This is a genomic window from Leucobacter sp. BZR 635 (assembly GCF_048061935.2).
GTDB lineage: Bacteria > Actinomycetota > Actinomycetes > Actinomycetales > Microbacteriaceae > Leucobacter.
Map to the genome: position 1 here is coordinate 1 of NZ_JBLUNZ020000029.1, position 13,480 is coordinate 13,480.

Here is a 13,480-nt window from a genome sequence, read left to right on the forward strand (position 1 = left end):
TCCGAGCCCTGCAAAGCCTCAGTAAGGCTCAGACAGGATTAATCGGGGAGGTATGGGTGGGCGCTAGTCGCTGCTCGAGGAGCTCGACGAGCCCGAAGAACCAGCTGAGTCCGCGCGCGAGTCCGTGCGGTAGAAGCCCGAGCCGTTGAAGGTGACGCCGAGGGATCCGAAGACCTTCCGCAAATCGCCCTTGCATTCGGGGCACTCGGTCAGCGTTGAATCTGAGAACGACTGGTAAATGTCAAAGCTGTGCCCACAGTCGGCGCAGCGGTAAGCATAAGTAGGCACAATGGACGAGCCTACCCGAAGTGGTGAATTCTTTCCTCAGTGACCGCTCCGTGTACCGGCACGTCGTGCGGTTCCGCGGGGAGCTTCTCAAAGACCTCATCCTCGAACACCACGGCAAAGACTGCGGGCCGCTGGGTGCTCGCAGTGGTCGGGATCCGCGCGAGTTCCCTATCAAAGAAGCCCTTGCCCCAGCCGAGCCGGGTTCCCGCGCGATCAACGGCCGCCGCGGGGATGAGCATGAGGTCGCAGTTGTCCGCAGCGCCCACCGGGCTCGCGGGGCCCGTAGGCTCAGGGATCCCGTAGGCTCCAGCAGTGAACGCGCCCTCCTGGTGCACTGCCCACTCGAGCGCGCCGTCGGCGAGCACCCGGGGCAGCAGTACCTCGACGCCGTGCTCGAGCGCCCACGCGAGATAGCCGGCGGTTGCCGGCTCGCCGTTGACACTGACGAAGGCCGAGACACGTCTCGCTCCGAGTTCGCGGGTGAGTCGCGAAAGCGACGCGGTGAATGCCTGCGAGGGGAGCGGCGATGGAACCATCGCCACCCTTGCGAGCCGCCCTGCCCGCACAGCGGCGCGGACCTGCCGCTTCTCCTTCATGCCCCCAGCCTACGAGATTCAGCCACAATGCGGCCTACCCAGCTCCCGCCGGGATAGGCTTGCCTCTATGACAGAAAACCGACCAAACGTCGTGAAAGCAGTGATCCCGGCCGCAGGCCTTGGCACCCGCTTCCTTCCCGCGACGAAGGCGATGCCCAAGGAAATGCTGCCTATCGTGGACAAGCCCGCGATCCACTACGTCGTCGAAGAAGCCGCAAGCGCTGGCCTCACCGACGTGCTCATCATCACGGGCCGCAACAAGGACAACCTCGTCAACCACTTCGACGGTGTTCCCGAGCTCGAGTACACGCTCAAGAACAAGGGCGACAACAACAAGCTCGGAAAGGTGCACGAGGCGAGCGAACTCGCGGAGGTGCATTTCCTCCGCCAGGGGCAGCCGCTCGGACTCGGCCACGCCGTTGGCCGCGCGCGCATGCACGTGGGCAACGAATCCTTCGCAGTCCTACTCGGCGACGACCTCATCGACTCCCGCGACCCGCTGCTCGACCGCATGGTTGAGGTCCACAACACCCGCGAGGCGACCGTTGTCGCGCTCATGGAGGTTCCTGCGGAGTCCATCCACCTCTACGGCTGCGCCGCAGTGGAGGCGACGGAAGAGGAAGACGTCGTGCGGATCACCGCGCTCGTCGAGAAGCCCAGCCGCGAAGAGGCTCCGTCAAACCTCGCGGTGATCGGCCGGTACGTGCTGCGCCCCGAGATTTTCGACATCATCGACGACCTTGAGCCGGGCCGCGGCGGCGAGTACCAGCTCACCGACGCACTGAACGTGCTCGCGGCCGGCGACGGCGAAGCACCCGTGTACGGCGTCGTCTTCAAGGGCCGCCGCTACGACACGGGTGACCGTGCAGACTGGATCAAGGCGAACGTCTTGCTCGGGGTCGATCACGCTGAGCTCGGCGACGAGATCCGCGAGTGGGTCTTGAGCTTCGCAGACAAGCTCCGCGCCGAGTAGCCACACAGCAGAAGCGTGCAGCGACGTGTTCAACGCTAGCGGGGGAGAGCTGCCTAGCTCTCTGGGCGCGGGGAGGATCGGCATCAGGCTGATCCACCGCCGCGATGCCCGCAGGCTTGAACAGTTGCTGCGCGACAACCGGGCCTGGCTGAGCCCCTGGGAAGCGACCTACCCAGGGGTTCCAGGCGCGAGCCCGGGCGATATCTCGATGAGACCTGCGATCAAGCGACTGCGGAAGCAGCATGCTGAGGGCCGCGGGGTGCCGTTCGTTGTCACCTATGACGGTGTCGTCGTCGGGCAGCTCAGCGCGTCAGATATCTCGCGGGGCGCGCTCTGGTCGGCGAGCATCGGGTATTGGATCGACGCCGCGCACGCGGGCAAGAACATTACGCCCACCGCCGTCGCCCTCGCGATCGATTACCTCTTCGTGGGTCTCGGCCTGCACCGGGTCGAGATTTGTATCAGGCCCGAAAACGCTGCGTCCCTACGGATCGTCGAGAAGCTCGGCATGCGCTACGAAGGGCGACGGCTGCGGTACATCCACATCGACGGCGCGTGGCGCGATCACGACAGCTTCGCGATCACGCGCGAGGAGGTGCGTGGCTCGGTGCTGGAGCGGATCGTGCCGCAGGGCACCGTGCCCGCCTAACTCGCTCGTCGGCCGCTTCGCTTCGTCAACTTGCTTTCGGCGTTGGATCGGGGCCTTTCGGCGAAATTTGGCCTGAGAACACAGTGCTTTGCGGCGCGCCGACGGGCGCGCCCCGCACCTCGCTGGTTACAGTTGCCCCATGGGTACTGGAGGTCTGGGCGGCGGGGTGATGTTCATCGTCATCGCGCTCCTCTGGGGTGCAGTGCTCGTTCCGGCCTGGTTTCGGCGACGCGAGTTTAACGCGGCCGAGCGAAATGCCCTTCGGTTGCAGCGGACCCTCCGGGTGCTCGCGGAGACCGCGGAGGTACCGCAAGAGGTGCGCGTTGAAGCGACGGCGCGAGAGGCGCTCGCGCATGAGCGTCTCCTCCGCACCGCGCAGAAGCGGCAGGAGGCCGAGCGCGAGGCCGAACTCGCGAGCGCCAGGGCCGAACAAGTGCGGGCAGAGATCCATGCGCAGCAAATGCAGAGAAAGCAGGTAGCGATGAACCGGGCGGCGAAGCTTCGGAGGCCGATTGTGCGACGTGTGCGTTCAATTGCGGCGCTCCTCGGCCTGCTCGGCGTCATCGGCTCGCTCGTCGGCCTCGGCATGCTGATCGCAGGCATCGGGCCGGGCGTGCTGCTCGGATCCCTCCTCGCATTCACCGTCGGGCTCGGGTCGCTCGTGATCCTGGCTCCCGGGCGCGCAAAGCTTGCGCCGATTCCGGCGGAGCAGGCCGTTGCACAGACTGTTGCCGAGACTCCCGCGTTCGAAGAGGTGAGTGCGACGGGCGAGACCCGTGACTCCGCAGCCGCGCATGCCGCAGCCCAGCGCGCGGCAGCCGAACGCATCGAGCGCGCACGCACGATGGCACGCCAGCGCGAGGCACGCGCCTACGCTCCGCGTGAGAACCAGCCAGATTCGATGCTGCTCCGCGAGGTTCGCGAGCAGGTCGCGCGCGAGCAGCGCGGGGCTGGCGGGGCAGTGAACAGTAGTACAGCGCGCCAGGAGCCGGCTGGTGCTGGCACTGCGAGCGCCGCCGCTGCGAATGCCGCCGAGGCTACGCGCGCCGCGGAAGCCGCCGTTTCCCGCGCGAAGGCCGAGGCCGCGGAGCTCGCCCGCACGGCCCGCCCGGGCTCGCAGATGAGCCAGTTGGGCGTCGTCGGAGACACGAGCGAGGGGATGCCTGACCTGGATCAGGTGCTCCGTCGCCGCCGCAACGCGGGCTAGCAGGAGTTACCGGGCCCCTCTTCGCTGCAGGGGCTCGCGTCAGTGCTCGGCGCTGGTGCTCGGTGCGGGTGCGGTGCTGGCGCGGGCTTGGCTGGTGCGGGCTTGGCGCTGGCGCGTCGCGGTGTGCCCGCGGCAACGATCGGCGCGGGCGCACCGCGCCCACGTCAGCCTCGCCCAGCCGCAGCCTCGCAGTATGCTGCCGCACTCGCATCCTGACGCCCCCGAGTAATCCATTCCGACCCCTTTTCGGGCCGTGCAACAGTCGGTCTGAATTAATCGGGGTGGTAAGGACGCGAGGGGCCAGCGCTACGCCCCCAGAGGCCGAGCGCTACGCGCCGGGCAGGGCCGGCGGCGGGAAGGACAGCTCCGGCGCGGGAGCCGCGGGCAGATCGACGCGGAACGTCGCGCCACCGCCCGGGGTGTCATGCACCGAGACGTCGCCGCGGTGCGCCTCCACGATCGACTTCACGATGGCGAGGCCCAGGCCGGAGCCGCCGGTCTCGCGGTTACGTGAGCTGTCGGCCCGCCAGAAGCGGCCGAAGATCTTGTCGCGCACCTGTTCGGGAACGCCCTCGCCGTGATCCACGATCTCGATGCGCGTCATCGCGGGCGGTGGCGTCTGCACGGGCGCAGTGTTCGTCGGGAGCGCGATGGCCCCGGTACGCCTGCCGTTGCCGGTCGCGGGCGGCATGGGCACAGCCTCACCGCTCGGCACGGGCTCGGGCCCCGGCACGGTGCTCACGACGATCTCGATGGGGCTGCCTTCGGGAGTGTGCTGCTTGGCGTTGCCGATGAGGTTCGTGATGAGCTGGCGGATCTTGTTGTCGTCGCCGAGGGCGTGCGGGTCGCGCGGATCCTCCACGACCGTGATCTCGCGATCCTGCGCTCCGGCACGGGTATCGAGGGCGGCGTCGCGCGCCAGCTGGTTGAGTGGCAGCGACGCGAGTTGCAGCGGCCGCCGCTCGTCGAGGCGGGCGAGCGCGAGCAGATCCTCTACGAGCGCGGTCATGCGGATCGCTTCTTTCTCGATCCGCTCCATCGCCTGCCCGACCTGCTCGGGCGTCTGCAGCGCGCCCATCCGGTAGAGCTCGGCGTAGCCGCGCACCGAGACCAGCGGGGTGCGCAGCTCATGACTCGCGTCGCCGACGAAGCGGCGCATGCGGTCGATGGTCTGCTCGCGCTCCTCGAGGGAGCCGTCGAGCCGGTCGAGCATCACGTTGAGCGAGTCGCCCAGGTGACCGACCTCGGTGTGCGGGCTGGCGACGAGGATGCGTTTCGAGAAGTCGCCGCGGGAGATTTCGAGCGCGGTCTGTTCGACCTCGGCGAGCGGCAGCAGGGTCGTCGTGATGAGGATCCTGGTGAGCGCCGCCCCGAGGAGAATCACGGCGATGCCGAAGCCGGTAAACACGATGACGTACTGTGCGACGAGCTGGTTGATCGTGGTCGTCGAGTCCGCGATGAGCAGCACGCCGTTGGGTTGGCCGTTCACGAGGATGAGGGTCGTCACGTACCGCCAGTGGGTCCCGTCGGGGCTCACCACGCTCACGGGCGGGCCACTGTCGAGGTCGCCGGCGAGCACGTTCTGGAGCGTGAGCCCCAGCTTGTCTGCCGCGGGCAGCGACGACGGGCGCCGGTCGCGCGAGTTGTCGATGCGTACCTGCCCTGCCGGATCCAGAATCGCGACGTAGTAGCGACCGTTCGCAGCGATTACGTCGTCCTCGGTGAGCTGCGAGTTGTCTGCGGCGGGCGCGAGGACCTCTGACGGATCGCTCCGGATGCGCGAGAGGTCCGCGCTCTGCTGGTTGATGAGGATGGGGCGGAGCACCGAGAAAGTGCCCACCCCCGCGACGATGAGGCCGAGGAAGAGTATGAACACCGTGACAATGGTGATCTTTGTGCGGAGTGAGACGTCCGCCCAGCGGCTCCCGAAGTCGCGAAGTTGAGTCACTAGATGGAGTCTGCCTTCAGCATGTAGCCAAAGCCGCGCTTCGTCTGGATGAGTGACTCATCGGTGAGCGGGTCGAGCTTGCGACGGAGGTACGAGATGTAGGACTCGACGATGCCGGCGTCGCCGTTGAAATCGTACTCCCACACGTGGTCGAGGATCTGCGCCTTCGACAGCACGCGGTTCGCGTTCTGCATGAGGTAGCGCAGCAGCTTGAACTCGGTGGGGGAGAGCTCGACGGAGGTTCCGGCGACCGAGACCTCGTGGGTGTCCTGGTCGAGGCTGATGGGCCCGACCTCGAGCATCGTCTCTTCGTCTTCTTGGATGGTGCGGCGCAGCACCGCGTTGATCCGGGCGATGATCTCGTCGAGGCTGAAGGGCTTGGTGACGTAGTCGTCGCCGCCGACGTTCAAACCCTCAACCTTGTCCTCGGTGTCGTCCTTCGCGGTGAGGAAGATGATGGGTGCGGTGTATCCGGCGGAGCGGAGCCGCTTCGTCACGCTGAACCCGTTCATGTCGGGGAGCATGACGTCGAGGATGATGAGGTCTGGCTCTTCCTCGAGTACCGCCGAGATTGTCTGCGCGCCGTTACCGACGGAGCGGACACCGAAACCGGCAAAGCGCAGGCTCGTGCTCAGCAGCTCGCGAATGTTCGGCTCGTCATCGACGATGAGGATCCTGGGGCCTTTTCGTTCAATGTTCATAATGCCAGTCTCTGATGGTTTGCTATGAACTTGCTGGAAGCTCGGTTCTTCGCGTGTTGGTGGTGCGCGGCGGCTGCGGCCAGGCTTACGGCACTAGCTCCGCACGCCCGCGAGGTCTTCGGCGTCGAGGATCGTGTACGCGTAGCCCTGCTCGGCGAGGAAGCGCTGCCGGTTCTGCGCGAAGTCCTGGTCGACCGTATCGCGTGCGATGAGTGTGTAGAACGAGGCCTTTACGTCGCTCTGCTTCGGCCGCAGCAGTCGGCCGAGGCGCTGCGCCTCCTCCTGTCGGGACCCAAAGGAGCCGGAGATCTGGATCGCGACCGATGCGTCGGGCAGGTCAACTGAGAAGTTCGCGACCTTCGAGACGACGAGGATCTTCTCCTCGCCCGAACGGAACGCGTTGAACAGCTGCTCGCGCTCGTCGACGGGCGTCTGACCGGTGATGAGCGGGCAGCCGAGCGCCTCGGCCATGGACTCGAGCTGGTCGATGTACTGCCCGATCACGAGGATGCTCTCGCCGGGGTGGCGGTCGATGATCTCGCGCGCGATGCGTTCCTTCTGCGCGGTCGATGCCGCGATACGGTAGCGGTCCTGATCCTCCGCGATCGCGTACTCGAGGCGCTCGCTCTCGGGGAGATCGATGCGGATCTCGAAGCACTCCGCGGGGGCGATGAAGCCCTGCGCCTCGATGTCCTTCCACGCCGCGTCGTAGCGCTTCGGGCCGATGAGGCTGAACACGTCGCCCTCGCGGCCGTCCTCGCGCACGAGCGTCGCGGTGAGGCCGAGGCGGCGGCGCGCCTGCAGGTCGGCGGTGAGCTTGAAGACGGGGGCGGGGAGCAGGTGTACCTCGTCGTAGACGATGACGCCCCAGTCCTGCGCGTCGAGCAGCGACAGGTGGGCGTACTCGCCCTTCCGACGGCTCGTGAGGATCTGGTAGGTCGCGATCGTGACCGGCTTGACCTCCTTCACCTGCCCGGAGTACTCGCCGATCTCGTCTTCGGTGAGGTTCGTGCGGCGCAGCAGCTCGTCGCGCCACTGGCGTGCCGAGACCGCGTTCGTCACGAGAATGAGCGTCTTCGCGCCGACCGCGGCCATCGCCGCGGCACCCACGAGGGTCTTGCCCGCGCCACAGGGGAGCACGACGACGCCCGACCCGCCGCGCTGGAACGCCTCGACGGCCTTCGCCTGGTAGTCGCGCAGCTCCCAGCCGCTCTCGTCGAGCGAGATGTCGTACGGCTCGCCGGGTCGGTACCCCGCGAGATCCTCGGCCGGCCAACCGCGCGCCACGAGCTGCTGCTTGAGTTCGCCGCGCGCCCACGGCTCGACCATGATCGTGACGTCGTCGATCTTGGTTCCGAGTAGCGGCGCGACTTTCTTCGCGCTCGAGACTTCGCGCAGCGTTGGCGCGTCGTCGGAGCGCAGCAGCAGCTGGCCCTCTTCGTCGCGCTCGATCGTGAGCCGGCCGTAGCGGCGCATGGTGTCGCCGATCTCGGAGGCGACGCCGCTGGGAACCGGGAACTTGGCGTACTTGTTGAGCGTCTCGAGGATCTCCTCGGCGGTGTGCCCGGCGGCCCGCGCATTCCATAGCCCGAGCCGCGTGACGCGGTACGTGTGGATGTGCTCGGGCGCGCGCTCGAGCTCCGCGAACACCGCCAGCTCGTGGCGCGCGTCTTCAGCGTCGGGGTGCGCAACTTCGAGAAGCACCGTGTGATCGCTCTGAACGATGAGGGGGCCGAGAGTCATAACAGGCCATTCTACTCCGGGTCGCTGCGCGCGGGCAGTGTGCCCGCAGCGAATGATTCGATAAGTGGTCGGACGACACTGCGCCGGCAAACACTGCGCCGGCAAACGCTGCGACGGAATTACCGCAGCGACGCGCGATAGCCCGCCTTCCGGGCGGCGGCCTCGGTCGTGAAGCACTCTTCGGGGTTGGTGCGTGAGTAGAACGCGCCGCCCTTCACGTGGTAAATCATCGAGCTCGCGTTGCCCTTGATGGGTGCCCAGGCGGGGCAGTTCCACGAGGAGCCCGAGGGCTTGGTGCGCGACGGGTACGCAACCTTCGAGGTGTTCGCCGAGGTCTGTGAGGCTGAGGTGTAGCCGGCCTGTGTGCCGCTCACGCGCACGGAGATGGTCTTGCTGACGTCGCTGCCCGTGAGGGTGTAGCTCGTGCCGGTCGCTCCCTTGATTGCCGCGCCGCCGCGCAGCCACTGCGTCGACAGCTTGGTTCCCGCGGTCCAGGTGCCGCGGTTCACGGTGAGGCGCGAGCCGACGAGCTTCGTCCCCGAGATCGTGGGCTTCGCGGTTTTGAGTACTCGCGGGACGCTCTTCGCTGCGGAGGTTTTGGAGACCGTCAGGTACCCCGACTTCTTGCCGGTGACGCGCACGGTGATTTTCGCGCCGCCGTCAGCTCCCGCGAGGGTGTAACTCGACTTCGTTGCGCCCGTGATCGCGGTCCCGTTGCGGAGCCACTGGTACGAGAGCGCGACCGGGGCCGGCTTCCAGGTGCCGGCGTTGACCGAGAGCTTCTTGCCGACGGCGACGGTGCCGCTGATTGTCGGTACAGGAGCGCCTGTGAGTGTGCGGAGCACTGCGGCGGTCTGCGGTGTGGTCTGCGAGGAGGTCGTATACCCCGCGAGTGACCCGGTGACCCGGAGCGAGATGCGCTTGCCCGCGTCTGCCGCGACGAGCCGGTAGGTTGAGCCGGTCGCCTTCGGGATCGCCGCCCCGCCCCGGAGCCACTGGTAGCTCAGCCTCACGGGCTTGGGCCCCCACGTGCCGGCCTTACCGGTGAGCGTGGAGCCGACGGCGACTGTGCCCGTCACGCTTGGCTTCGCGGTGGCGAGCGCGCCAGCGGCGACCGCTTTCGTCGCCGCCGAGGTGCGTACCGCAGGGGTGTACCCGCTGAGTGTCGCCCTGACGGTGACGCTGAGGGGCTTCCCGAGGTCGAGGGAGGTTGCCGTGTAGCGCGCCGAGGTCGCTCCTGCGATGGCGGATCCGCCCCGCAGCCACTGGTAGGTGACGGCGCTGCCTGCGGGGGCAGGGATCGCGAGCTTTACGTCGAGCGCTTTTCCGACGCTCACGGTCCCCGAGATACTCACGGCTCCGAGCGTGAGCGTGCCCGGGCGCACGGTGACCGGCGCGGATGCTGCGGCGAATACGGTGCCGCCCTCCGACCGCGCGGTCACGACGACGCTGAGGGCCTTGCCCGCGTGCTCGCCGCGAGGGGTGAAGCGCGTCGTCGTCGCTGCGGGAACATCGACGTCGTTGATGCGCCACTGGTAGGAGAATGTGAGGTCGTCGCGCTCCCAGGTTCCGGAGGTTGCGTCCGCGTTGATCCCGACGGTGGCGGATCCGCCCGCGATCTGCGGGGCAACGCTCGGCGGGCCGATGAGATCAGGAACCTCGGGATCTTCGGAACCCGCAGGGCCTTCGGGGCCGGTCGGTGTCGCGGGGTCCGTCGGTGTCGCTGGATCCGGCGGTGTCGCGGGATCCGCGGGTGCGTCGGCGGCAGCGGGAACGTCGGCGGCAGCGGGAATGTTGGCGGCCGCGGAGGAGGGCTCGGCCGCGGGCACTGTGAGCGGTGCCGCGGGCGGCACCGTGATCGCGCCACCAAAGATGAGCGCACTCGTCAGAGCGACCCCGGCAAACTTCAGCATTGAAACTCCTCAAGCTATACGCAGACTTTGCAAGTGTAGCCGTTGCTGAGGAGCCGGGACAGCGCTCGCCGAGGGCGCGTCAGCCGATTTGCACGACCTCGGTGATCGCGTCGAGCGGGAGCGTTCGTTCAACGCCGGCAGCCTCGTCGAGCGCACGCATTCGGCCGGCGGCGAGTGACACCGGCACAATCGTAAAGCTGCGCACCTCGCCGCGTATTTCGACCGTGACCTGGAGTCGCGTGCGATCCCGAATCGCGAGAGTCACCTGACGGCTGATGTCAGTGGGGCCGTCGCTCGCCGACTCCAGCACGCGCTCGATGAGCGCCTCTGACGCGGCCAGAGCTCGCGTCGCCGGCGAAGCGGGCGCGGACTCCGGGGTGTGTGCCTCCGGCTCCGGCTGGCGGGTATCGGCGGGGGTGAGGATCCCTCCACCGCCGCGCGCCGGATAACGTGCGTCGAGCAGCGCCGCGAGCACGTGGTCCGCGCGCAGCCGCGACAGGAGTGGTCGGGAGTCGCGCGTCGCTGGATCGCTTGCGGGTGCCTCCTGCAGTTGCAGGTGCGCGAGCCTCCGGTCAACGAGCACTGTCGAACGCAGCTCGGGCCGAGCGAAATCGATCTTTGCGCGACCGTGCTCCCCAAAAAACGGTGAGACCACAATGCTGCCCGCGCGCTCGCTGAGGGTCGTGATGAGGTACTCGACGGGCTGCGGAATGCCCGTGAGCGCGAGCCCCCCGATGAGGCTGCGGATCTCGTCGCCGCGCATCCCACGATGGAATGCCTCTGAGAGCGTCGCCTCAGAGATCCGCAGGGTCGACGCGACACCGAGCTGTTCGGGAAGCGCGATCGCGGAGATTGCAGCTTCGTCGCGAGCGGTGAGTGGGCCGGGAACGACGACCGAGAGGTCAGGCTGAATGTAGATGCCGGTGGCGGGCTCGGGGAGGCCGAGGTCGGGGAAGACCGCGGGCGGCGACCCGGCGGGTGCGAGCGAGTGTTCGATAGCCGTGATGCCAGCCTCGCTGAAACGGCCTGAGACGGTGATACCTACGCGCTCCCAGAGCCCGGCAGCGCGTTCGATGCTCGTGAAGGTCGGTTCGGTGGCGAGCGGGTAGCGGCGAGGGAAGTCAGTGATGACGGGGCCCAAGGAGGATCCGGGAGCTGCCGAGGCAAGCTGCTCCCGCAACTGCACCGGCATCAGCGAGACCGCTGCGAGCGCGAGCTCGGCCCAGCGCTCCGCGCCCTCGGAGGCGAGCCACTCAGCTCCCTGCGAGACGCACCAGTTCTCTGCGGGGGTCACGAGGTCTGCCGCGCGCAGCAGCTCAACGACCTCGTCGGCCGCGTCGATTGCGAGCCGCTCTTCGGCGTTCCGGAGCCACGCCGAGGCGACGTCGCCGTTGCGGTTGAGCTTCGCGGGGGAGCGCTCCATATCGCGCAGCACCCAGGCAGCCTGGCCGGTGATGGTGAGCGCGGCGGCGAACCAGGAGGAGGTATCGGCGGGATCCGGCTCGACCACGGGGGCGGGAGCGGGGGACTCGTGAAACTCTTCGAGGCTCACGCCGCGACTGCTCAGCAGCGCGGTGAGCGCTTCGGTCACCTCGGGAAGGATCGCGTCGTTCGTACCCAGGAGCCCCAGTGACCGCAGTCGAGCGTGTGCCTGGGCGGTGCCCTGGGCCAAACCGGTGTTCCCACTCGCGAGCAGCAGCAGTTCTTCCCGGGGGAGCAGTGTCAGCGCCTGCGTGAGAGATTCGGGCTTTAAGAGCTCAGCTGCGAGATCCAGCGAATCCTTCACAGAGGCGGGAGCCGCGATACGGCGCGAACGCACCAGCTCGGACAGCTCCGCCCGGTCGAGCGATGCGACGAGTGAAGATAGTGCGAGCGTGCCACTCATAGCGCGGGCCGCGCTAGTTTTTCCCGCGGCGGGCGTCGCGGCTGCGACGCAGCTGCGCGAAGACGAGGAGTGCGATGAGCAGCACAAAGCCGATGGGGAGAGCGAACATTGAGATTCCGTAGACGACAGGCCAGAGGCCCTCTGCGACTGCCTGCCGATCATTCATGCCGACGATGAGCGTCGCGAAGAACGAGCCGAGGGCCACCACGATGATCGTGATCGTGGCGTAGGCGAGAATGCGCTCGAAGAGCGACGGGCTACTAATGTCTTCGGTGCTCATTCCACAGAGTTTAGCGCTTACAGATGTGCGGTGACTCCCTGCGGGGATTCCGCAGGGTCTGCTAGAGCCGAACAGCTAGACTGCTAGAGCATGTACGGCTAGACGGCCGTACTCGAAAGCTTTCGGCCGTGAGGCCGCCGCGGCGGCGCATGCCGCGAAAGGAAAGGGCGAGACATGCCGAACGGCAAGGTCAGGTTCTACGACGAGGACAAGGGCTTCGGCTTCATCCAGGGTGAAGACGGCCAGCAGGTATACCTGCACGCTTCGGTGATTCCCGAGGGCGTTGAGGTGCGGGCCGGAAGTCGGCTCGAGTACAGCGTGGGCGAGGGCCGTCGGGGCCCGCAGGCGCTCTCGGTTCGGGTGCTTGAGACCCCGCTGGTGGCGAAGCGCACCCGGAAGGCAGCCGACGAGATGGCCGTGATCATTGAAGATCTGGTCAAGTTTCTCGACTCGGTTGGCGGCAAGCTGAAGGCAGGTCAGTACCCCGAGCGTCAGGCTTCACGCCAGGTCGCCGAGATGCTGCGCCGCGTAGCGGATGATTTCGATGTCTGAGTCGCGCGCGGAAGAGACCGCTGAGACCACTCCCGCGGAGCAGCTCGCTTCTGAGGACGCAGTATCGACTGCATCTGAGGAGTCGCAGGTGAGCGGCGTCGACGACGCGGCAACTGCGGACGCCAACGACGCAGCGCTCGCCGCAGCCGAACCGGCTCCGGCGGAGCCGGTCGATCCTGATCCCGTACTGCTCTCTGACGCGGCGCGAGCGCAGGCCCGCGCTGCCCTAGGCGAAATCGGCGACCCCGCGACCATCGGCGCCGCAGCCGGGCACGAGGTACACGACTCGCGCACCGTCACCCTGTTCTTTGAGAGCACGCTCCCCGGGTACCCGGGATGGCGGTGGGCCGCGGCGATTGCGCGCGTCGACGAGGAATCGCCGGTCACCGTGCTTGAGGTTGAGATGCTGCCGGGCGAAGGATCGATGCTCGCCCCCGAGTGGGTGCCCTGGTCCGAGCGGCTTGCGCAGTACCGTGACGCCCAGTCGCGGCAGCGCAGGGAGTCGTCTGAAGAGCAGGCTGCCGCTGAAGAAGCGGCGGAAGAGCTCGCTGATTTCGATGACGCAGACGAAGATGCGCTCGAAAACGATTACGCGGACTTCGACGACGACCTTGATGGCGTTGACCTCGACGAGGACTTCGAGGAGGGCTCTGACGACGATGATTCTGACGACGACGACGACGAGGACGACGACTAGTCTCACTGAGGCGGCGACCGCGCGTCCGACCCTCGCCTAGGGACAGCC

13 protein-coding genes are annotated in these 13,480 nt (G+C 67.4%); 5 read left to right on the plus strand and 8 right to left on the minus strand.

Annotated elements, in window-relative coordinates; all coding sequences use genetic code 11:
- Positions 1–63 precede the first annotated feature (63 nt).
- Complete coding sequence (locus ACI1US_RS05570; protein WP_461638826.1) at positions 64–288, minus strand: FmdB family zinc ribbon protein; 225 nt, start codon at positions 286–288, stop codon at positions 64–66.
- An 11-nt stretch (positions 289–299) separates the two neighbouring features.
- Positions 300–884: a 5-formyltetrahydrofolate cyclo-ligase gene (locus ACI1US_RS05575; protein WP_461638828.1), complete on the minus strand. Its 585-nt coding sequence runs from the start codon at positions 882–884 to the stop codon at positions 300–302.
- Positions 885–951: 67 nt separating this feature from the next.
- Here ACI1US_RS05575 and galU point away from each other — a divergent pair, with 67 nt between their 5' ends.
- From galU to ACI1US_RS05590, 3 genes are all read left to right on the plus strand, one after another.
- The gene (gene galU, locus ACI1US_RS05580) at positions 952–1,857 is read left to right on the plus strand and encodes a UTP--glucose-1-phosphate uridylyltransferase GalU (RefSeq protein WP_461638830.1); all 906 of its coding nucleotides are present in this window, start codon (positions 952–954) and stop codon (positions 1,855–1,857) included.
- 25 nt (positions 1,858–1,882) lie between these two features.
- Entirely contained in the window at positions 1,883–2,506 is a 624-nt protein-coding gene (locus ACI1US_RS05585; RefSeq protein WP_461638832.1) for a GNAT family N-acetyltransferase, read from the plus strand.
- A 139-nt stretch (positions 2,507–2,645) separates the two neighbouring features.
- Positions 2,646–3,713, plus strand: coding sequence for a hypothetical protein (locus ACI1US_RS05590; RefSeq protein WP_461638834.1), 1,068 nt, complete (start codon positions 2,646–2,648; stop codon positions 3,711–3,713).
- 328 nt (positions 3,714–4,041) lie between these two features.
- On the opposite strand, the gene ACI1US_RS05595 is transcribed toward ACI1US_RS05590, so the two are convergent.
- The 6 genes from ACI1US_RS05595 to ACI1US_RS05620 all read right to left on the minus strand — a co-directional run bounded on the left by ACI1US_RS05595 (position 4,042) and on the right by ACI1US_RS05620 (position 12,183).
- A complete protein-coding gene (locus tag ACI1US_RS05595) occupies positions 4,042–5,661 on the minus strand; it encodes a sensor histidine kinase (RefSeq protein ID WP_416549857.1) in 1,620 nt (539 codons plus the stop codon).
- Positions 5,661–6,362, minus strand: a complete 702-nt coding sequence (locus ACI1US_RS05600; protein WP_416549856.1) for a response regulator transcription factor — start codon at positions 6,360–6,362, stop codon at positions 5,661–5,663. Before ACI1US_RS05600 ends, ACI1US_RS05595 begins: the two co-directional genes overlap by 1 nt.
- A gap of 93 nt (positions 6,363–6,455) precedes the next feature.
- Positions 6,456–8,105, minus strand: a complete 1,650-nt coding sequence (locus ACI1US_RS05605; RefSeq protein WP_416549855.1) for a DNA repair helicase XPB — start codon at positions 8,103–8,105, stop codon at positions 6,456–6,458.
- Between the two features lie 119 nt (positions 8,106–8,224).
- Positions 8,225–10,018 carry a sunset domain-containing protein gene (locus ACI1US_RS05610; protein WP_461638837.1) on the minus strand — a complete coding sequence of 598 codons (1,794 nt, stop codon included), beginning with the start codon at positions 10,016–10,018 and terminating at the stop codon, positions 8,225–8,227.
- A 79-nt stretch (positions 10,019–10,097) separates the two neighbouring features.
- On the minus strand, positions 10,098–11,903 hold the full coding sequence (locus tag ACI1US_RS05615; protein ID WP_461638839.1) for a helicase-associated domain-containing protein: 1,806 nt from the start codon (positions 11,901–11,903) through the stop codon (positions 10,098–10,100).
- A 13-nt stretch (positions 11,904–11,916) separates the two neighbouring features.
- The gene (locus ACI1US_RS05620) at positions 11,917–12,183 is read right to left on the minus strand and encodes a hypothetical protein (RefSeq protein WP_461638841.1); all 267 of its coding nucleotides are present in this window, start codon (positions 12,181–12,183) and stop codon (positions 11,917–11,919) included.
- 174 nt (positions 12,184–12,357) lie between these two features.
- Here ACI1US_RS05620 and ACI1US_RS05625 point away from each other — a divergent pair, with 174 nt between their 5' ends.
- Both ACI1US_RS05625 and ACI1US_RS05630 read left to right on the plus strand, forming a co-directional pair.
- Positions 12,358–12,735 (plus strand): cold-shock protein, encoded by a 378-nt coding sequence (locus tag ACI1US_RS05625; protein ID WP_461638843.1) that lies wholly within the window; start codon positions 12,358–12,360, stop codon positions 12,733–12,735.
- On the plus strand, positions 12,728–13,432 hold the full coding sequence (locus tag ACI1US_RS05630) for a DUF3027 domain-containing protein (protein ID WP_461638845.1): 705 nt from the start codon (positions 12,728–12,730) through the stop codon (positions 13,430–13,432). Before ACI1US_RS05625 ends, ACI1US_RS05630 begins: the two co-directional genes overlap by 8 nt.
- Positions 13,433–13,480 lie beyond the last annotated feature (48 nt).

Bases quoted from the DNA above. Each gene is read 5' to 3' on its own strand.
- ACI1US_RS05590 (WP_461638834.1), top strand. From the start codon at position 2,646: ATGGGTACTGGAGGTCTGGGCGGCGGGGTGATGTTCATCGTCATCGCG.
- ACI1US_RS05630 (WP_461638845.1), top strand. From the start codon at position 12,728: ATGTCTGAGTCGCGCGCGGAAGAGACCGCTGAGACCACTCCCGCGGAG.
- ACI1US_RS05575 (WP_461638828.1), bottom strand. From the start codon at position 884: ATGAAGGAGAAGCGGCAGGTCCGCGCCGCTGTGCGGGCAGGGCGGCTC.
- ACI1US_RS05615 (WP_461638839.1), bottom strand. From the start codon at position 11,903: ATGAGTGGCACGCTCGCACTATCTTCACTCGTCGCATCGCTCGACCGG.
- ACI1US_RS05620 (WP_461638841.1), bottom strand. From the start codon at position 12,183: ATGAGCACCGAAGACATTAGTAGCCCGTCGCTCTTCGAGCGCATTCTC.
- ACI1US_RS05610 (WP_461638837.1), bottom strand. From the start codon at position 10,018: ATGCTGAAGTTTGCCGGGGTCGCTCTGACGAGTGCGCTCATCTTTGGT.
- galU (WP_461638830.1), top strand. From the start codon at position 952: ATGACAGAAAACCGACCAAACGTCGTGAAAGCAGTGATCCCGGCCGCA.
- ACI1US_RS05605 (WP_416549855.1), bottom strand. From the start codon at position 8,105: ATGACTCTCGGCCCCCTCATCGTTCAGAGCGATCACACGGTGCTTCTC.
- ACI1US_RS05600 (WP_416549856.1), bottom strand. From the start codon at position 6,362: ATGAACATTGAACGAAAAGGCCCCAGGATCCTCATCGTCGATGACGAG.
- ACI1US_RS05625 (WP_461638843.1), top strand. From the start codon at position 12,358: ATGCCGAACGGCAAGGTCAGGTTCTACGACGAGGACAAGGGCTTCGGC.